This is a genomic window from Hymenobacter antarcticus, from assembly GCF_039539545.1.
In the GTDB taxonomy this organism is placed as follows: domain Bacteria; phylum Bacteroidota; class Bacteroidia; order Cytophagales; family Hymenobacteraceae; genus Hymenobacter; species Hymenobacter antarcticus.
Map to the genome: position 1 here is coordinate 13644 of NZ_BAABDI010000026.1, position 18319 is coordinate 31962.

Here is an 18319-nt window from a genome sequence, read left to right on the forward strand (position 1 = left end):
ATCCCTGCAGCGTTTTTAGCGACTCATCCGCGTGGAGCTATGTGACCCAAACACCCGCGCAGTCCTGTGCGCAATCTGCGGCCCGCTCGCTGAATCTTTGTGCCTAACTCTAAACCAGGGCCATTGGCGCGTCAGCACTGTGCGAGAAGAACCAATCTAAATTGGTATTAGCTAAAACTTGAGTTGCAGCATTGTTAGATGTGGCTATTTTCGCAGGTATGATATATCCGAAAGACATCTACCGGCTTTTCGATGACCTTTGGCCTGCTATGCACGCCAGCAGCTCGCATAAGCAGCATTGTATCAGCAGCCTGCACCGGATTGAGAGTTGCTTCAGAAAATGGGGTAAAAATTACGATTCTCTGCTCGATGGACTGTCTTCCCTCGATGGAATCGGCCTTACCATTGCCAGTGGGCTGATATGGAGCACTAAGCCAATGGAAGCGGTGCCTTTTGATAAATTCACGATGACTTATGCGTTGAAAGAGGGCATCCTTCGGAACGAGTATATTTCAGGTGGCCACTACGCGAATGCATGCCAAAAAATCGTGGCGTATTGCGATGGCTTCACTTTTATCGAAGTTGACGGTAGTGAGCGAGAGTACGACGTAGAAGACTTTGTGAGAGAAGCAAGGGAGAAAATGATAGATTTTCCTAGCTTGCTCGGCCCTAAATAAGCATTGGTTAAAAGCTTGGTCCAAAAGTTAAAAGGTCTTAACCATGTTCCAAGTGAACAAGCAATTCGGGCGAAAAGCCGCAGCTTTCGGACAGTATCCACCCTGCTTCCCATGAATTTCCACGAGTTTACCCTGCTGTCAGAAGATAGCCAACTCGCATCCGTTTATGCCACGGGTGCCTACGTAGCCACTCGTTGGCAGGAGGTATACGAAGCCGTGTTGCTGTACCGGATGCCCGGGGGATTCTTCGTCGAGTTGACCTACGACACTGAAACCAACGAAGTACAGTACTGCTTTGCTTTTGAAGCGGGTAGTGATGACGACCGCCTCGCTGATTACGCGATGTTCGTGCGGCTGCCCAACTGGGTGCCGCAAGCAGAACAGTGATATTTGGTTGCGGCTACCGGTTTCGCGTAGGCGATATCCTCCACCTGCCCGCTTCTTCGACATTCATCAAGGTACATTGGCTAGGTAAAAACCCGCTTTTTAATTAATGTAATTACTTATAGAAGTTTCTGTATCAACAGTGTTGGTTGTTCTCGCGCTTTCGTATGGCTCCAAGTTCTTCGGTGAATCGACTAAGCCAGGCAAAAAGAAATCGTAACAAAGCATCTGCTGCGCCTAATTCGTATTACCATTGAACACAATGACAGATTTGTTCATGCAATGTAGTGCCCTACTCTGTGGTTGCGGTCGGCATCGGTATCGTTTAAGTCGACGTTGGGAAGCATCCTTGCCTTCGGTCTGTTTTGTGATGCTAAATCCAAGCACAGCTGACGCTTTCCAGGACGACCCAACCATTCGCCGCTGCATTGGATTTGCCCGCGCCTGGGGCTTCGGCGGGCTTGAGGTAGTGAACTTATACTCCTTCCGCACCTCGTTCCCGGCAGAGTTGAAAAAAGCCGCGCAGCCCAATGGAACGGACAACGACGCGCATCTGCTCGAAGCGGTGGCCGGAGCCGCACAGGTCATCGCCGCCTGGGGCAACCACGGCGACTCCGGCCGGGTGGCGGCCTTGATGCAGCAGTTGCGCGCGGCGGCCGGGCAGGTGCTGTGCCTAGGGCAGACGAGGACCGGTGCCCCGCGCCATCCGCTGTACGTACCGGCTGCTACGCAACCGGTCGGGTATACACGCTAAAGTGGAACGCGTCGTCCTGTTCCGTCCTGCACGGGGCCGGTCCCGGCGGCTACTCGTCGGGGGTGCGGGCCTGCACCTGCCCGCTCCGGATTCGCGCCACGATGCTCTCCACCGACCGGTCGTATTCGGCCTCGGAAACAAAAATCGGGTGGCGAAACGGCCGGGTCGGTCGACCGGACAAAAACGGACCGGCTGCCTGCGCTTTCCCATTCCCCATAACCACCCGCTTTCGTTTGCCACCCGTCCCGAGCGGTTGGCAAGGGCCCGGAGGGGGCGAATCCGGCCGGTTGCCCATCCGCAGGTAAAGCGGCTTCTTAGTTGATTTTGTCATGGCTGGGATGTCGGTGCTGCAAACGATGGGGAGGAAACAGTTGGATGTTTAAAAAACAGGCGGCAAGGTGAACGCACTCAAGATATTTGAGCGGGGCTAAAACTACCACAAGCCATTGTGAGGCGTGGTCTAGAAAGCCATATTTTCCTATACCAGATTCCCACGCGCCCCGCCGGACGGCGAACCGCCCAAAAACAGGAGTTAAAGAGTCGGGTTCACTGATACAAATCTCTTGCTGGCGAACATGGAGTATACTTTTCTGCACGTGGTTTTCATGACAAGGGTGACTCAAAATGCTAAGCAGCCAGCAAATCTATTGAAGAGCTAACCACAGAACTTTATTGCCTGGTGGCGGTCAACACCCAACTGCAATGAAATGGATTAGAAAAGAAAATTAATACAATTAGAGCAGTGCAGGTGATGATTAGCATATCTTCGTCGCTCCACAATCCATTGGTGACTCTTTTTACGCTTTTATGAAAAAAACTATAGGCATTGACTTGGGTACTACCAACTCGGTAGTAGCTTTTAAAACAAAAGATGTAGAAATTGTACGTAACAAAGAAGGAGAGGAAAATACCCGCTCTTGTGTTGCATTAAAAAATGATGAGTTGTTGGTTGGAAGTCATGCCTTCAATTTGTTAAAGACCACCCCTGAAAACACAATCCTGTCTGTCAAACGCCTAATGGGAGGTGCCATTTCAGGCGATATGGTGTCAGGCATGAAGAAGCGGTCCAACTACTACCGGTATGGAATTGTACCATTACCAGGTGGTACTGATGATTCAGTGGCCGTGCTGCTAAACGGGAAGCACTATACACCCGAACAAATCAGCGCTGAAATTCTTAAAAAACTCAAGGCAGATGCTGAAGAGAAGTTGGGAGGCGAAGTGACCCACGCGGTGATAACAGTACCAGCTTACTTTACCGAGAAGCAGAAAAATGCAACGCGTTTAGCGGCTTCTTATGCAGGTCTCAAAGTATTGCGTCTGTTGGCAGAACCGACAGCCGCCGCTTTTGCTTACTGCGTGGACTCTTTAAAGCCCGGCGAAATCCAGACAGTACTTGTCTATGATTTCGGCGGGGGCACGTTTGACCTGTCCGTTCTCAATCTTGTTGACCGCACCGGAATAGAAATGGGTGCCGGTGGAGACCGGTGGCTGGGCGGGGATGACATGGACCAAGCATTACAGGCCTATATATACCGCCAAGTAGAGAAAAACTATAGCATCAGCAGCCTGAAAAAGCTTATTGATGACCAACCAGCCAGGAAGCGCAATAAAATCCTGGCTTTGCTTCGGGAGCAAACAGAAGCTATTAAGATTCAGCTTAGCGGTACGATGTCCGCCAGCCTGCTGCTGGAAGATTTGTTGGAAGATGAGGATGGTAACACCATCGACATTGATTTGACCGTGACCAGGAGCGAATTTGAGCAGTTAATACGTCCTTTCGTAGAGAAAACGGTCACGCTGACCGAGGACTTGCTGGCTGAAATGAGCTATACGCCTGATATGGTGGATACCTTTTTGCTGGTTGGTGGCTCCTCGTGCATTCCCCTGGTTAAACAGTTGATGAGCGAGCGTTTCGGGGCAGGCAAAGTCCGGAGCAGCAAGAAGCCAATGCTGGCAGTGGCCGAAGGAGCAGCAATGCTTGCGCAAAGCCTGAGCGAAACGTACGAGTGTCCGAGTTGTGGCCTGGCTGTACCACAATCAGCTGACCACTGCCCGAGCTGTGGTTATGATGTCAGTTCCGAGGTGAAGCAACGCGGTGTGGAAGAAGTGGCTCTGACAGCTAAACACGACCTTTTCGTCGCATTGACAGACGAGGACACCGGGGCTATTACGATGGATTTGCTTTTTGAAAAGCAAACGCCGTTGCCGGCCAGCAAAGCAAAGTCATACCGCACCGTAGCTGACCAGCAGCGAATCCTGAAGCTGGAGATTCAGACGCTGGTGGAAGGGGGGCAGTACGAACGCCAGACGTTTGGATTTGCCACTATCGAGGGAAGTATGCCGGCTAACAGTGAGTTCGTATTCGACTTTTCACTGTCAGCAGATGAAGTGTTAAGCTGTAACGTCTATCCCAAAGGCTTTTCTAACAAAGCACGGCCAATACCCTTGGGACGGGGTGAGTACGATGATGCTGCTCTGCATCGCGTGGACTCACTGATAACGGAATTCAACAACGGAAATCATAGCGCCCAGAAACTCGACGTTTTCACGACAGCTCTGGTGACTACTCTGCAAGCGGCTGACTCAATCGGGGCTGATAATTCCCGCGACCCGCGCTGGGCCGAGTTGGGATATAAGCTCAGCACCAAGTTCGATGAGATAACTACTCAGGAGGAAGGCAATGATACTGACTCTTCCGTCCTGTTTGCGGAAATCATGTGCGAAAACTACCCTCAACTGCTTGGGGGCAGTGTTGTTAATGCCATGCAGCAACTGATAACTGCCAGCAAGTTTAGTGGCTTCGAAGCAATTCAGGCACGTCAGAAGCTCGGTGAGCTGACAGATAACTACTTCATGCTGATACAGCTGTATTTCCTGAAGTTTGCAGCAAAGCTTGCGAATGAAGCCGGCTCTACAGACGGCAGCCGTTTGAGGGCCCTTCACGACCGTGCCGTAGCCTGTTTTGAACAGCTAGATAAGACGGGCGCGTTTGCGGCTTTGCAAGAAGGAGAGCCCATTGCCGAAAAGTATTTCCAAGGCGGGAGCATGGGCTCGAGGATTTCGAAAGGCATCAAAAAGGCTTAAGGTATATGGACTGCCCCGTTTGCCACCGCCAGAACGTGCCGCCTGAGTTCTCAGCCTGCCCGCAGTGCGATACTGATTTAAGAGGATTACGCTTACTGGAAAGCCTGCGTATTTCAGCAGCTCAGCCCGTCTCCCCGCCACCAGGTATTTCTGCGTGGCCCGCAGCTAAACGTTCAGCCTGGGCATTGCCTGCCCTGGTTGGCGCGCTGATGCTGACGGTAGGTATTGTGGCTGGCCGAATGGGGGTATTGCCAAATGCTCAACACCCATCCAACCAAAATGCGGCAGTGGCTCTGCCTGATGTGCAATCAGTTTCTGCTATTTACAGGGACTCACTGGCTTCGCTACGTCAGCAAATAACCGCAACCCAAAACCCGAAGCAGGGTAAGAACGCAGCATCCGGTTTCGTGTACGTGGTCAGAAAAGGAGACACGCTTAATGGGATTGCCTGGCGCTTATACGGACGTGCGGAATTAGCGGAACAATTGAGGCAGCTTAACCAGATAGCTGACCCGCGCAAGCTACCTATTGGCAAATCTTTGCGCCTCGTGACTATATAGCTATGTCGATTCTATCATTCTTCGGATTGCTTTCTCCTGCTGAGCGAGTATTGAAGGCAGAGGAGGCCATTCGTGCCAGCCTGTTCGAGAAAGCCGATGACCAGATAAAATGGCTCGTTAAGAATGCTCATCCAAGCGCTGCAGCTACACAGGCGCGGCTACATCTGGCAAAGGCGCACTTGGCATCCGCAAAAAATGGCGCAACCGGGGTGTTAGTAGAACTGGACCTGCTCTACGCTCTCAGAAAAAACCTGCTTTCATCAGACCCAGCCTTGTTGGCTGAAGTTGAAAAGGAATCGTCGGCTCTGCTCATAAGCAGCACGGAGGCACTTGCCGTGCCAGCAGAGAGAAGCAAGGACTGGTCAACTGCCGCCATGCATTACGAGGCTGGATTAAAGCGGATTGATGGTGTTACGGCTCTGCGAACAGCTTCAGGTGTACATCCGAAGCTCTATAAGAAGCTGGTAGATTCTCACACGGAGTTATTACGAATCAAGATTCAGCCGCTTCTGGTCCAGGCAACCAAACAGCAAGCGTCCCTGGACTACAATGGAGCAGAGTCTTCATTGGAAGCCGGACTCAAAATACTGGCCGGACCTTATTCCGTAGCAGTAGAAGCAGCAGCTGCCATTCTTCGGTTGCCAACCCAAGCGCAACTAGCAACTGTTCAGCAAGCCCGCTCGATAGCTCAGTTGAAAGCTTCGTTGGAACAAGCTCAGGGCCACTTGGCGCTTGCTACTTCATTGGGCAATCGCAAAGGCAGTCCGATAATTCATTCAGAAATTCTAGGTGCGGTAAGCGAGGTCATAAGCTTGCTTGTAAGTGCTGACCAGGCTCTGACAGCCGCAACAGGCCCAAAAATGCCAGCGCTGGCTAATGCCACAGTACTAGCGGCACGGATTCATGCGTTGCGGGCACGTACTCTTCGGTTGCGTGGTGAGCATTATGAGCGGGAAAGTCAATGGGTATTAGCCGAAGCAGACCTGGGGAAAGCGCATGAGGCCTACAAAGCACACTACGATGCAGAAGGGGCCGCTACCATGACCGTGCGCAAGGGTATCGTTGCAATCAAAAGCCGCACGGGTACCACCGTTAATGATGGAACGATTATCCGTCAGGCAGAGCCCAAAGTCCAGATTGACTTGGCTTACAGAGCTGTTCTGCTCTTTCTCGAATATGAACAGTACGACACTGCCACACAATATCTTCCCTATCTGACGGGGAAAATCGCGGAGGCGGAGCTGCTTACAAAAGCAGTACACCAGCAGCGCCTTGCAGCACTCCGCAATGACCTTGAAGCGGCGAACAGAAGGGCCCGCGACGAGGCTGCGCAGTATGCTGACCTGCTGAAATTACACGACGAGCTTCCTGGCCTTTGCGACCGGGTTAATCAGGTTGATGCGGAGGCAGGAAGCCAGGTATCAGCTCTGCTTCCCTTTGTATTCGGACGACTAATACTTGCGGGGCTGGCTCAGGAGGAATACCTGAAGCTATTGGACCTGCTGACTGTTCAGCCAAGTTTTCATACTGACCCGGAAATTCTCAAGAATGTAGGCATCGTCTGTTTAAGACTGGCTGTCAACAACCAAATAACAGCAGGCAACTATGAATGGGTAATTTCATTATGGTTAACAGCTGTCTTCTCTAATCAGGTGCTGCTGGCTTCGCTGGAGCGAACAACCTGGGATGATGAGCTTACTTTCACACTGGCCGGTTCATTGGGACTCAGAGCTATACCCAAATCACTGGAGAACGTAAACCATCTGCCTGCTGATTCGGCTAACATAGCGTTGGCTGATACCCAGAATGAACTGAAGCAACGCTTTGAGGATGCCCTGCACACTATTGCCAATGAGCAATTACAGCGTCAAGCTATCGCAGCCTACGATGTAGAGGTAAGCGCATTAACCGGGCTGGTGCAACAGCTTAACAAGGGAGGCATGACAAACGTGCCCCGTCCTACGCCTGTAGCTCCTCATGCCGCTCGTCTACTGAATTTAAGTGAGAGCATTGCTGCTTTCTTAGGCTCCCGTTATCAGAATCAAAAAGAGCCGGATGAAGCCGTCTTGGATTGCGCGCTGTTTTATCAGCCGACTGCGGAATTATCCGTGCTACAGGGTTACGTAAGGGCACTGGAATTTGAGAAGAACGTAATCACTTGCTTTGAGCCTCCCCGGCGCGCTAAGCTGAAAACTTTCCCCAACCTGCTTCAATCAGGCTTAACAGGTTTTCCATTAGATGATTATCCGAAATTAAAGCACAGGTTATTGCTTCGGATAGCGGATGAAGCCAGAACAGCAAGTAAACAGGAAGCTGACGGGGAACTGGTTCCGGTATTCGAAGCCCTGGTTTCGCATTTCTCCGATTACGAGCCGTTTAGGGTGGCTGGGGCCCACCATATCTGTGACTGGTGTATAGCTGGATTGAACAGGGATTCGATGGAACCGGTCCTTGCTTTACAATGGCTGTCAAAAGGATGGGGATGGGTTCCGGATGACGGGAGACTGGCTGCGAACCTGTGCATTGTTTTTGGGAGGCTGGCCAGTGATGAAACTATTCCCAAGGAAGGGAAAAAACAGGTCGGCTTGCCGGTCTTAATGCAAGTTTTGGGGCAAGCAAGAAAAAAACCTACCCGGGCACTGATTGCGGCTATCAACGAAGAACTGGTTCCGGTAAAGGATAGTCTGAATGCAATGCTGAAGAACGCTAAGATTCCGGTAGAGGACCTTAAAGCTGCAGCAGGCAGAGATTCTGATATGTGGGAAGAAAGGGAAGAAAACGACGAAAGTGGCCCGCTTCGTAGATTCCGCCGATTAAGTGAATTTCAAAGCATAAGTTCGTTTCCAAGTTCCTATGATAGCCCCAAGTTTACTGCTGCGGGGATTCAGCTAGGCAAAGTGCTTTTGCTTCTGGACCGAATGGTTTCGGTGACTAAAAAGAGACCTGTTTTTTGAGCATGAAAAATCCTTACGAGATACTGGGAGTGAGTCAGGACGCTACAGGCACGGAAATCATCCTGGGACTGAAGAAGGCACAGGTAGAAAACCTGAAAACCAAGCGTTATCAGCTTGCCGAATTACAGGCAGCACAGCGCCAGCTGCAATCCCCTGCTAAAAGGCTGGTTGCAGATTTTTTATATCCTTCGCGGCCCAAAGCAAAGCGCCCGAAAAACTTTGTTCTCCCAATTGATGAGAGCCCTGTTTCATTCACCTCTCTAGCACCTGATGCCTACTCATCCCTCTGACTCCGTTGAAATGCAGGCTGGCTATGCAGATTTGCAGCAGCACATTGTGGAATATCTTTCACAGGCTCATGACTTGCGACGTCAACTTGCTGATAAAGAACAGGAACGTCAGGACCAATTGCGGGAATTCTTATTGGGACAGATAGAGCTGCTTGATGCCTTTGAGCGCAAGGAAGCAAATCTGCGCGAAAAGTACGAGGACGGATTGGAAGCTTTAAAAATCATCAACAGCTATGGCACTATTCAAAAGCGTGTGCTGCAACAGCTTTCGAGGCATGGTGTAAGTCGAATAACTTTCCCGGAAAACCGGCTTATTATAGGTTTATCAAAGGTGGTGGAGACTGAGCCTGATGCCTCGAAGCCCAATGACACGATAATAAGCGTTATCAATCATGGGTACGTTAGAGGCAACATGGTACTACGTGAGGCTGAGCTGATTGTAGTTAAGAACTGATTGTTGATAGAGCCGTAAGCAACTCTATTCATGGTGTAAAAATCAGCGTTTTGCTTACACTTGTGTAGCCGGGGGATTTTGAAGGGTAGGGGGCAATGAGATGCTCTCCAGTTACGCTTCGGTCAAGGCCGGCATCTGAAAGCGCTGGGCTTCGATGGCGGCGTACCACACATCGGGGATGGCCAATTGGTGCTCCTGCACGTGGTCAGCCAAATCATCCAGCCAGCACCGCGTGCCGTCCGTGACGTAGCACAGCGACCCCATGGAGCGGTGGCCCGTGAAGGGCGAGGGAAAATTCGCACGACTCGTAGCCAATAGGGGGTACCCGCTGCGCAGGTACGCCAGCAAGTGGTTGAGGTCGTAGTGCGCGGTTCGGGCCGGGTCCACAAACGCCCGAGCGCTGCGATAGTGGCCTTGGTTAAAAGTTTGGTCCAAAAGTTAATTGGTAAACTTGTCAACAGTCATTTTTGCACGGATAGAGGTACTGACCAAGCGTTTCCCCAGCGAGAAATATGCCTTTAAAGCAAACTGGTGACCATCGGGGGCGTTAAAGTACAGTTTTCCCGTCTCATAGGCTGAGTTGTTTGTACTTTGATTGCTGAACAAGTTTTCTGTAACAAATTGGCCTGTTTTTCATCCAATGTGCCCAATGGCAGATGGTCTGCAAAATTGTACAGAAATATTTGACTGAACAAACAGCTCCGGTACCCTCTGAATGCAGGATTCTAGCCGATATGTGCCACGTTTGGAAGCACCTCGTTTAACTTCTGTACCAAACTTTTAACCGAGGCCAGTAACAGGAGAGCATCAGAAAGTGTGGGGCAGTCGGGTTCAACCGCTTCTTAGGGTCACCTTGAGAAGCGGTACTTACCGCTGAAAGGAATGAACCAGCCAACTACCCCTCGCCCTGCTGCCCGACTGCCCCACACTTTTTGATGCTCTCCTAGAAGTCAACCTTGCTGCCGCCGATGCTGATTTCGCGGTAGCGTTCGGCCCGCTGGGGGTAGGCCGTGAGGTGCAGCAGCTCGCCCGCCGCCACGGCCTCCGAGGTGTGCTCCATCCACACGTCGCGGTCGAAGAGCCAGAGCTTACGCCGGCACAAGTGGTAGTACTTGACGTGGGTGGCGATGAGGGGCTTCACGGGCGAAGGATGAATTGCTCTACGTTCCCCGGGAAACTCAAAAACGCGAAGCAAAAATTAGCAGGTATGTGCCTCTGGTTTTCAAGCATCCCCAAAGCTGAAGCAGAGCTGATGGGATTTCATTTTTGGCTTTTGGAAATGCTTACAAGGCGAGAGCTGCAAGCAGAATTGCCGCCTGCAGCCCTGCCCATCGGTTAAGCTGATTGAGCTTCGTAATCAAATTCCCGCAGCCGTCTAATAATTTCTTGCTCCGCAGAAGCCAATGCGTCGCTACGCTCTTCTTCCGTGAAAACGTATTCGGCGGCGCTTGGCGTGATAAACAGGTCTACCCCGTCGATGCGCTCTAGCACGGGACGGGCTTTGGGCCGCTCGCTGCCTTCCGATTCGGGCACTAGCTTGGCGCGGATAGCCGCTCCGATGGAATTGGCGTTGTCCGAAACAGCCACGGCCAGCGTCTTCATCAGGTCGAAGGTGCGGCTTTGGTTGGTTAGAATGCGCCAATCCAGCAGGGCTTTGGCCAAGGCCGGAATAAGCTTCTCACGCTGCTCCGGCGGGCACACCAGGCACGGGCCGAAAGTGTTTAGGCCCGGCAGCCAGCCGGCGGTTTGCAGCGCCTCGCGAGTGGCGGGTGTCACTTCCGGCTCGGTTTCGTTGGTCGAAACGCTGAATAACGTGCGTAAGTCCACCGCCACATCGTACACGAATAAGCCGGAGGCACGGGTGTTTTCAGGAATCCACTTCCGTAGTACGCTGCGGTCGGAGCCTTTCAATAGGGCTTGTATTTGCTCCTCGCTCATTTCCTTGCCGTCGGCATCGCGCACGATAACCTTGTGTAGCGTGGGCCGGTCGCTGCGGTCGAAGGTAATGTTCTCGCTACTCATACCAGCCAGCAGTGGATGTAATGGGCGCATGGCCGAAATTGATAGCGGGCTACGGCGCTTCAAGGTTCGGTTGTCGCCGCCTTTCTGCGCGCGCATCCAGCCGCCCACTAGTTGGTCGGGATGGCGCGGGTCGCATGCCGACCACGGTTCGCCTTCTCCTAGTTTACCGGTCTTGTCAAGGTTCGATAAGAACGTAACCGGGGCAGGCGATAGTCCCAACTCGGCTAGGAAAACTTCGAGCATCGAGCGTTTCACTTGTTGCCCGCTGGAATAAGGCATTCGAGTAGAAAATTGTGGGTCGTAGTAAAATTTTTGCCCCTGGCTCACGCCAAAAACGGTGTGCGAAGCCGATTTCAAGCCCCGGATGTAGAGAAAAGCATTCATGTCGAAAAGCGAGAAAAATGATTAAATACCCAACGCGGTTTGCGCCGGGGCAGTGGTTTGCTGGCGGTCGGCCAGTGCGTAGCAGAACCGGACAAGCGTGAGGAAATACGGGAAATTGTCGGGCGGCATGGTGTCTACCCGCTGAGCCAGGCCCTTGAACTTATCGAGGGTTTCGACGGGAGCATTTTCCACTACAGCCGTGAGGGCCGCAATGAAGCTGCGGCGGTTGCCGGCTTGCAGCACGTCGTCTACCGCATTGGCGTTGCTGCGGCTGAGTTTTTTGCCGGCACCTCTGTGCAGCACCAGCAGGTCGGCGGCTTCTTCCGCACGCGACCAAAGGGTTTCATCGTTGAGCATGGCGAGTAACCAGGAAATGTAAACGTGGTAAGTAACTAGGAGAGAGTCATCTTTTTTGCTGAAATCGGGTAGCTTGGTTTTCTCGCCGGGCTTGGTGGCTGGCATCAGGCCGCGCAGGCCTTTCGGTAGTAGCGCGTAGGTGCCAATTGCTCCGGCCTGACACGCCCGGCGAAAACCAAAGCCCGACCCAAACAGACTTTGAATAAAGCTGCGGTTGCTGCTGTATTCACCCTCACCAAACAGCTTGCGGTATAAGTCGAAAGGCTTGCGAATACCCACCAAATCGACCGGCACGAAGCCAATCGTGGTATTGGTTTGGCCTAGGTTGTACACGTACACCGTTTGGGCGCGAGCCGCCGGAGGCAAGAGTTTCACCAGAGCCAGTAATGCATCGGTCCATGGGGCCGTTTCGGCGCTCATGATGCCTTTATCTACCGAAAAAGCATCGCTCAGGAAAATGCCATCAGTGAGCAAATTAGGGTTGGCTCCAAAGGAGCGCAGCCATTGGCCGTTCCAAGTATTCACCTGGTTCGGGCGCAGCTCGGGGCGGTCAGTAAGTAGGCGACGGTACACATGCCAGCCTTTTTCCAGTGCCAGCAGTACCTCCGGCACCGGCACCAGCAGCGACAGTGCGCCCTGTACCCCCACGCCCAGTGCCCCGCCCACCCACGAAAACATCACTTCATCAGCCGAAACCGGCATGGTGGCCCCGCTCACCTGCCCCGAGGTCGTGGCCAGTACATCGGTACTCGGAAAGCCTACCGGGCTGGAACCAGCCGGGTCAGTACGGATAAAGTTTAGAAGCTCTCCGATGCGCTTGTGACGGTCGGCGGTATCGGGGTACTGGCCTTTTTTGAATGGCGGGTTGCTGAGGCGGGAATTACCGCCGTGCATAATGTACTTCGGGTGGTCGAAAAACAGCGGAATAAACCGCTCCTCAAAATACTCAGCCACGCTGAGGTTGAGGCCGTAGGCGGCATTGTAGGCGGCCAGAAACTGGCGGCCGATAACGGAAGTAATCATCGGCGGAAAGGATTAAAAGATTTCATAGCCAGTTTCGGCCATCAGGCGCTCCATGTGTAAGCCGGTTTCTTCTGAATAAGCCTGCTCATCAATCAGGTAAGGCTGGTTGCCGTGCGGATGCTGGCGAAGTTTAGCCCGTACGGCATCCCGGTGGTTAAGCGGAATTTCAAAGCGGGGGCGCTCGTCAGGAGAGGCCCGCGAATACGCGTCGTAATCTTTCAGCCACACGCCCGTCACGGAGTCAATTTCCAGCAAGTCCAGCAGCACCGATTTCGGCTCGTGCGTGAGTAGCGGCAGCAGAAACTGCCCATCACGGAAGCGGGCGAAACCGTCCAGCGAAGTCAGTTCGACCGTGGGGTATACGACGTCAATCAGCCCGGCCAGGTCCCGCTCGCGCAGTACTGCGCCATGGTCGGGCAGTAGGGCATAGGTGCGTTGCAATACGTCGACCTCGTAAGGCCTAGCGGCGGTTTTGGTCGTGGGCGGGGCCACCACATACACGGGGTGCAACTTGCGCGCGGCGGCGGGCAGCCGGCGGCGGTTCACGCGCCCGAACCGTTGCACGAGGGCATCAATCGGGGCAGTATCGGTAATCATGCAGCCGAAGCTGATGTCCAAGCTTACTTCCACTACCTGCGTAGCTACGACGATACAAGGGCCGGGCCGATTATCATCGTCAAACTTGTCTTTTAGCTTCGTTTCCAATTCCGCACGGTCCATACGGCGGTAGCGGCTGTGGAGTAGCATCTTGGGAATATCCGGGTATTGCTCCTGCAAATCGTGGTAGAGTTGCTGGGCATCCTTCACCCGGTTGCGCACTATCAGCACTTTGTCGCCGGCTTGCAGCCGCTCGGCCAGCACCGTTTGGACGGCTTCCCAATCGGGCAGCTTATGCACGGTATGCCGGTCGTAGGTATCTAATTCTTCCTCGGTGAGGGTGGTGATGCGCGTCATTTCCGGCCCACCCAACAGGGCCAGTACCTGGTCGTAAAGGGCGGTTGGCATGGTGGCCGTACCCACATGCACCCGGCACCCGATGCCGTGCAGAGCTTCTACCAGGCGGAATAGAATGGCTTGCGTGAGCGCCCCATAGGTGTGGATTTCGTCCAGAATAACGTCGGCGCCTTGCAAGTCGAGCAGTAGGCTTTCGTAGTTTCGGGTGGCGAAAACGATGCCCATGAGCTGGTGCGGCGTGAGCACTTTCACCGCGGCTCCTACTTTGTCCTGCAAGGCCTTTTCTTCCTCTCTGGCCTGATAAGCAACTACCCGCGACGAGCCGTGCAGCAGTCGCACATCTACCTCCTGCTCCTGCAAGGCTTCCTTTATACGTCGCCACATCGCATTAATGGATGCCTGAAATGGTAGTGTATAAAACACCTGACCCCGGCAGCGGCGTAGCAAGTAGTTAGTTTTCCCCGCGCCCGTGGGGGCCGTTACCAACGTATGGGCCTTGCCATCATCGGCCGTTTCCTTGCCCGAAAGTGGGTATAGCGGGTGCGTTCCGGCAAAAGGCGATAAGTCAGCCGCTCGAAACAGGCGCGGCAGATTTGCACCGGTCTGGTGCATTAGCGCCGAGGCAAGGTGGTCGGCCGCAACCAGCAACCCTTTCCACGGCGACCAGCCCAGCACCCGGCCTTCTATTAGGGCATAGGTTCGTTCCAAACACCAGTCCAACGCGGCCAGCGCTTCGGCGCGACTGATAGGCCGCCCAGCTATTCCCAACTCTACCAGCACCTCTAACGCGGATTCCGACCATTCCTCCCAGCGTTGGGTGGGCGCATCCAGATGCGTTTTTTCGAACTGTTCGCCCATTTGGTCGAAATCATACAGACCGAAGTCTGATGGGTCGCGTGCCAACGACTTGTGGTGTGCTACTACCATGTCGAACAGGGGCTCCCACTGTGCCTGTGGAAAGAGCGGCAGAAAAAACAAGGAAGCCAATTCATGCCGGAAAGGCTTGTCGGCCGGCGTGCGTTTCTGCGTGAGGCGGCGCTGAAATTCGGGATGAGCTTTGCCAATATCATGTAGCAGCCCACCGAGTCGAGCCAATTCGGGGTCGATACCTCGGCCCCGGGCAATCGCCTCGGCCGCTTCGGCCACTTGCAATAGGTGTTGGCTGAGCAGCAGCCCGCCGTTTTCGGGGCTTTTCGCCTGTAGCTGGTCAGTCGTAGTGCTCATGACTGTGGCAGATAGCGCACGGCACGGCCCGTGATGGAAAGCTGGCCGTACATTGGCGCGTTCATGGCAAACCGATTGAAGCCAACTAAAAAACTGCCTTCCGAGTCACGCTCCGTAAATCGTAGCTCAAAGCCATCCAGCGCATTGAAGTCTTCGGTCGAAAGCTCCCGCACTGGTCCGGCTGGCATTACCAAATCCTCATTACGACACAAGCACAGGTGTTGTCGCGCCGCTCGCTCAGCGTCTTCCAGCGTTGCAAATGCCAGGTGCAATAGCGGATTTAGCAACACATTGCGGAGCAGAATTCCTCGGTCACGCCCTAGGATGCGTCCCTTGCGGTCTTCCTTATAAGCACGCGCATGAACTACTTCCTGCTGCTGGCTCAACGTATCATAGCTCAGCCGATGCCGAAGAATCTCTGCCACGCCCAGCTTCTGTCGCATCCCTTCGATGACGGAAGGCGTGAGAAATTGCTGGGAATAGGTTTCCCCATCGCGCACTGCCGTCCAGGGCTTGAGGTAGCCAAACGGTCCCGTGTACCCTACTATATAAAGCATTATGCAAATCCAATAAAAAGTAAGAAAACCTACACCAGCGCCCCGCAGCCAATCCCCGTGGAGTGACCCACGCCCACTTCCCAGGCAAATTGAATCTGCTCGGCCGAGCCGGACACCAATACCGGGCAGATGCTGCCGCGGCATTGTACCTGCTTATAGCGAAAGAGCTTAGTTTTAGCGGTGGCGATGAATGCAGGGTCAAAGCGCACGGCGGCTCCGGTGTCGTCCAGGCCGGCCTGGCGGAGCTTGTGGCACAGGGTGGCGGTGAGCTGCGCATCGGCCAGGGGGTGGCCGGGGAGGAGGTGGTCGGCAGGTTGGTCCCGGTCAGTTTCGTATTTGATGAAGACCGGGCCGGCCACGCGGAAGGGTTGTTCACCGGTGGCAAACTCGGGCGCGCGCTGCATCCGCACGTCAGCTACGCGCAGGCCCAGTCCAATTTCAGGGGCACGTACTACACCGCTCACCAGCTCGTGAATCAGCTCCTCATCAGGAGCAGAGATGAACCAACTGGCCCCTTCCGGAAAGTGGATGCCGCCGCGTCCGGCCCGACCGCCGCGCAGCCAGGCGTAGGAATAGAGGGAGAGTCCCTCATGCAAGACCTCGTCATGGCCGGCCCAGCGATGGAAGGCGCTTTTCAGGGTTGGCAGGTAGTCGAAAGGCACCCGCTCGGGGGCATCCAAGTAAAGTTGTAAACGCATATTCCCGGGTAGAAGTCGAAATGGTGGAGAATTCATTTCACCAGCAAATAAACTAAATTATTTAGATTATTTGCTTCTTATTTTTTGGTGAACAGCCATTTTGGGTAAATATTTTAGCAAAGCGGTCCGTGTCTGTTTCGCAGGCGCTTACTTACTCGGTATGAAAGAGGGTCCCCCCGCCATTTTACATACTGTAAACGAGCATTTGCAGCATGTCGATAGGGCCTTTACATCTTACTAAACGTTCGTTTAAGAAACGTGACAAGCTCTCCGGCGGGGCTTTACTCGTTGTGCAGGATGTCATCTTGTGCCTATATACGCACATAACAAAATGATTTTCAACGTTATGCAATTTTTTTATTTCTAGAAAGCATGGTACTTTCGTTAAACAACACTCAGGGCTGCCCAACACACTTGCACTTGCCTCACTGTATCTCTTCTCAGTTCCACTTTCTTCCTTTATCACGTCCTTATGCAACCCGTGACTGCTAACCGCCTTGACCGCCGCGCCATTCCCTACAGCTGGGCCACGCCCGGCCAGAAAGCAGCTGCCGTGCTCTGGATGGCGGAGCACCTCCATAACCACTTTCCTACCCTGTCCGTGACCGAGTTGTCGGAGGCCTTCCACCGGTTTCAGCCCGACCTGTGGGAAAGCAGTGCGGAAATCGACTTGGACTACGTGGACCTAGCCCGGCTGACCCAGCGCTTAGCTCACTCACCGCGGGTGCCTGACCTTGACCCGCCCATCTACTGCGGCGACGCGTGCTACTTGGCCGAACTCCTGGATTACCTGAAGCAGGTGGCTATTGAACTGTGGCCGGAACTGAAAGCCGGTCCCCTGGGCCGTCACTCCCGGTTAATGGCGTTGATTGAACGACTGGCTATTGGCAACGCGGTCGCCGAGCGTGTGCTGTGGGAGACGCATAAAGTGCCGCTACGGGCGGCCACTGACTTGGATTAGAATAGGAAGCGCGAATTGACTCGGCTGATGGGGTTACGTGACTGAGTTGCCCCGGCCCGAGCGGGCCTTGGTCTGGGTGTTCAACGGTGCTCCCAACTTCCACTCGCCTACCCGTCAATCATTTTTTTTCTTTCCTCTACGTGGCCGTCACCCCATTTGTCAGCTGAGTGAATCTTCTACCTTTCGGCCGGCCTTGCGCTTGTGGCTGGCCAGTAGTTTGTTTGCCAGTCAGCGGCATAACTTGTGCGCCAGCCGGAATGCCGACTAATTTGGCGGTGCGGTTCTATATTCGGTTTATGAAACTTCTCACGGCTCTGTTGCTACTCTTGCTTAGCACTACCTCTCGTGGGCAATCCACTCTTGGATTGACTTTGCCAGAGTTGCGTTCGCAATATCAACGCTCTGCTTCGATGACGGACTGGAAGCAAGGAACAAATGCAACAGGTGGGAAATACGTCATGTTCGAGGAGAGTAACACTCACCTCATTACGGCCAGCTACTTCACTCCAGTAAGTGGTTCACCTGAAGAATTGGTAACGGCAACCGTGTTGACGGGACCGGCTGACAAGTTTCTGCAATTCTTTGCCGACGACTGCAACGAGCGTTACAACATCATGGGCCACCACAAGTGGTTGGATACCAAAAACCGCATCAACATAAGCTTAAATGAGGACAATGGGTTAGCTGTGTTGCGCTTCACGGCATGGCACAAGTAAGCCCATTATGAATGAGCTAACATAAATAGAAAAAGCCCGCTTGCTTGCTAGCAGCGGGCTTTTTCTATTTATGTTAGCTTAGTAGGGGCTCTTGTGTCTGCCGTATTGATTATTCGTGTTTGGGTTGCTGTAAGTACCTCCTTTGTGAGAGGAACCACCCGTACCACCCTGGTATGTGCCGCCGTGGCTCTCGGTATGAGTGCTACCGCTGTAGGAAGTACTGGAAGACGGGCGCGGCGCATAATACGTGGGCGCGGGTGCTG

General features: G+C 53.5%; 18 protein-coding genes. 10 read left to right on the forward strand and 8 right to left on the reverse strand.

Features of this window, described 5'->3' with window-relative positions:
• Positions 1 to 218 precede the first annotated feature (218 nt).
• From ABD819_RS16165 to ABD819_RS16175, 3 genes are all read left to right on the forward strand, one after another.
• Positions 219 to 677: a hypothetical protein gene (locus ABD819_RS16165; protein WP_345125917.1), complete on the forward strand. Its 459-nt coding sequence runs from the start codon at positions 219 to 221 to the stop codon at positions 675 to 677.
• A 111-nt stretch (positions 678 to 788) separates the two neighbouring features.
• Positions 789 to 1064 carry a hypothetical protein gene (locus tag ABD819_RS16170; protein ID WP_345125920.1) on the forward strand — a complete coding sequence of 92 codons (276 nt, stop codon included), beginning with the start codon at positions 789 to 791 and terminating at the stop codon, positions 1062 to 1064.
• A 274-nt stretch (positions 1065 to 1338) separates the two neighbouring features.
• Positions 1339 to 1815 carry a DUF1643 domain-containing protein gene (locus ABD819_RS16175; RefSeq protein ID WP_345126002.1) on the forward strand — a complete coding sequence of 159 codons (477 nt, stop codon included), beginning with the start codon at positions 1339 to 1341 and terminating at the stop codon, positions 1813 to 1815.
• A gap of 49 nt (positions 1816 to 1864) precedes the next feature.
• Here ABD819_RS16175 and ABD819_RS16180 read toward each other — a convergent pair whose 3' ends face one another.
• The gene (locus tag ABD819_RS16180) at positions 1865 to 1996 is read right to left on the reverse strand and encodes a hypothetical protein (protein WP_345125923.1); all 132 of its coding nucleotides are present in this window, start codon (positions 1994 to 1996) and stop codon (positions 1865 to 1867) included.
• 626 nt (positions 1997 to 2622) lie between these two features.
• Here ABD819_RS16180 and ABD819_RS16185 point away from each other — a divergent pair.
• From ABD819_RS16185 to grpE, 5 genes are read left to right on the forward strand one after another with little or no spacing between them, the layout of a single operon-like run.
• Positions 2623 to 4902 carry an Hsp70 family protein gene (locus ABD819_RS16185; protein WP_345125926.1) on the forward strand — a complete coding sequence of 760 codons (2280 nt, stop codon included), beginning with the start codon at positions 2623 to 2625 and terminating at the stop codon, positions 4900 to 4902.
• 35 nt (positions 4903 to 4937) lie between these two features.
• A complete protein-coding gene (locus ABD819_RS16190; RefSeq protein ID WP_345125927.1) occupies positions 4938 to 5462 on the forward strand; it encodes a LysM peptidoglycan-binding domain-containing protein in 525 nt (174 codons plus the stop codon).
• A 2-nt stretch (positions 5463 to 5464) separates the two neighbouring features.
• Entirely contained in the window at positions 5465 to 8416 is a 2952-nt protein-coding gene (locus ABD819_RS16195) for a hypothetical protein (protein ID WP_345125929.1), read from the forward strand.
• A 2-nt stretch (positions 8417 to 8418) separates the two neighbouring features.
• Entirely contained in the window at positions 8419 to 8706 is a 288-nt protein-coding gene (locus ABD819_RS16200; protein ID WP_345125930.1) for a hypothetical protein, read from the forward strand.
• The gene (gene grpE, locus ABD819_RS16205; RefSeq protein WP_345125931.1) at positions 8687 to 9160 is read left to right on the forward strand and encodes a nucleotide exchange factor GrpE; all 474 of its coding nucleotides are present in this window, start codon (positions 8687 to 8689) and stop codon (positions 9158 to 9160) included. Before ABD819_RS16200 ends, grpE begins: the two co-directional genes overlap by 20 nt.
• A 111-nt stretch (positions 9161 to 9271) precedes the next feature.
• On the opposite strand, the gene ABD819_RS16210 is transcribed toward grpE, so the two are convergent.
• From ABD819_RS16210 to ABD819_RS16240, 7 genes are all read right to left on the reverse strand, one after another.
• On the reverse strand, positions 9272 to 9595 hold the full coding sequence (locus tag ABD819_RS16210) for a hypothetical protein (protein ID WP_345125933.1): 324 nt from the start codon (positions 9593 to 9595) through the stop codon (positions 9272 to 9274).
• Positions 9596 to 10103: 508 nt separating this feature from the next.
• Positions 10104 to 10301, reverse strand: a complete 198-nt coding sequence (locus tag ABD819_RS16215; protein ID WP_345125935.1) for a Dna2/Cas4 domain-containing protein — start codon at positions 10299 to 10301, stop codon at positions 10104 to 10106.
• A 194-nt stretch (positions 10302 to 10495) separates the two neighbouring features.
• Entirely contained in the window at positions 10496 to 11212 is a 717-nt protein-coding gene (locus tag ABD819_RS16220; protein ID WP_345125936.1) for a hypothetical protein, read from the reverse strand.
• A gap of 375 nt (positions 11213 to 11587) precedes the next feature.
• On the reverse strand, positions 11588 to 12946 hold the full coding sequence (locus ABD819_RS16225; protein ID WP_345125937.1) for a hypothetical protein: 1359 nt from the start codon (positions 12944 to 12946) through the stop codon (positions 11588 to 11590).
• 12 nt (positions 12947 to 12958) lie between these two features.
• The gene (cas3, locus tag ABD819_RS16230) at positions 12959 to 15124 is read right to left on the reverse strand and encodes a CRISPR-associated helicase Cas3' (protein ID WP_345125938.1); all 2166 of its coding nucleotides are present in this window, start codon (positions 15122 to 15124) and stop codon (positions 12959 to 12961) included.
• The gene (locus tag ABD819_RS16235) at positions 15121 to 15681 is read right to left on the reverse strand and encodes a hypothetical protein (RefSeq protein WP_345125940.1); all 561 of its coding nucleotides are present in this window, start codon (positions 15679 to 15681) and stop codon (positions 15121 to 15123) included. The genes cas3 and ABD819_RS16235 overlap by 4 nt, the downstream gene beginning before the upstream one ends.
• Before the next feature lie 29 nt (positions 15682 to 15710).
• Positions 15711 to 16379 (reverse strand): CRISPR-associated endoribonuclease Cas6, encoded by a 669-nt coding sequence (locus tag ABD819_RS16240; protein ID WP_345125941.1) that lies wholly within the window; start codon positions 16377 to 16379, stop codon positions 15711 to 15713.
• Positions 16380 to 16851: 472 nt separating this feature from the next.
• On the opposite strand from ABD819_RS16240, the gene ABD819_RS16245 reads away from it, so the two are divergent.
• On the forward strand, positions 16852 to 17340 hold the full coding sequence (locus ABD819_RS16245) for a hypothetical protein (RefSeq protein WP_345125944.1): 489 nt from the start codon (positions 16852 to 16854) through the stop codon (positions 17338 to 17340).
• Positions 17341 to 17636: 296 nt separating this feature from the next.
• Positions 17637 to 18056, forward strand: a complete 420-nt coding sequence (locus ABD819_RS16250; RefSeq protein WP_345125946.1) for a hypothetical protein — start codon at positions 17637 to 17639, stop codon at positions 18054 to 18056.
• Positions 18057 to 18319: the final 263 nt, after the last annotated feature.

Coding starts and splice junctions, on each gene's coding strand:
- ABD819_RS16195 (WP_345125929.1), top strand. CDS start 5,465: ATGTCGATTCTATCATTCTTCGGATTGCTTTCTCCTGCTGAGCGAGTA.
- cas3 (WP_345125938.1), bottom strand. CDS start 15,124: ATGAGCACTACGACTGACCAGCTACAGGCGAAAAGCCCCGAAAACGGC.
- ABD819_RS16240 (WP_345125941.1), bottom strand. CDS start 16,379: ATGCGTTTACAACTTTACTTGGATGCCCCCGAGCGGGTGCCTTTCGAC.
- ABD819_RS16235 (WP_345125940.1), bottom strand. CDS start 15,681: ATGCTTTATATAGTAGGGTACACGGGACCGTTTGGCTACCTCAAGCCC.
- ABD819_RS16175 (WP_345126002.1), top strand. CDS start 1,339: ATGCAATGTAGTGCCCTACTCTGTGGTTGCGGTCGGCATCGGTATCGT.
- ABD819_RS16245 (WP_345125944.1), top strand. CDS start 16,852: ATGCAACCCGTGACTGCTAACCGCCTTGACCGCCGCGCCATTCCCTAC.
- ABD819_RS16225 (WP_345125937.1), bottom strand. CDS start 12,946: ATGATTACTTCCGTTATCGGCCGCCAGTTTCTGGCCGCCTACAATGCC.
- ABD819_RS16250 (WP_345125946.1), top strand. CDS start 17,637: ATGAAACTTCTCACGGCTCTGTTGCTACTCTTGCTTAGCACTACCTCT.
- ABD819_RS16220 (WP_345125936.1), bottom strand. CDS start 11,212: ATGCGCCCATTACATCCACTGCTGGCTGGTATGAGTAGCGAGAACATT.
- grpE (WP_345125931.1), top strand. CDS start 8,687: ATGCCTACTCATCCCTCTGACTCCGTTGAAATGCAGGCTGGCTATGCA.
- ABD819_RS16170 (WP_345125920.1), top strand. CDS start 789: ATGAATTTCCACGAGTTTACCCTGCTGTCAGAAGATAGCCAACTCGCA.
- ABD819_RS16185 (WP_345125926.1), top strand. CDS start 2,623: ATGAAAAAAACTATAGGCATTGACTTGGGTACTACCAACTCGGTAGTA.
- ABD819_RS16165 (WP_345125917.1), top strand. CDS start 219: ATGATATATCCGAAAGACATCTACCGGCTTTTCGATGACCTTTGGCCT.
- ABD819_RS16200 (WP_345125930.1), top strand. CDS start 8,419: ATGAAAAATCCTTACGAGATACTGGGAGTGAGTCAGGACGCTACAGGC.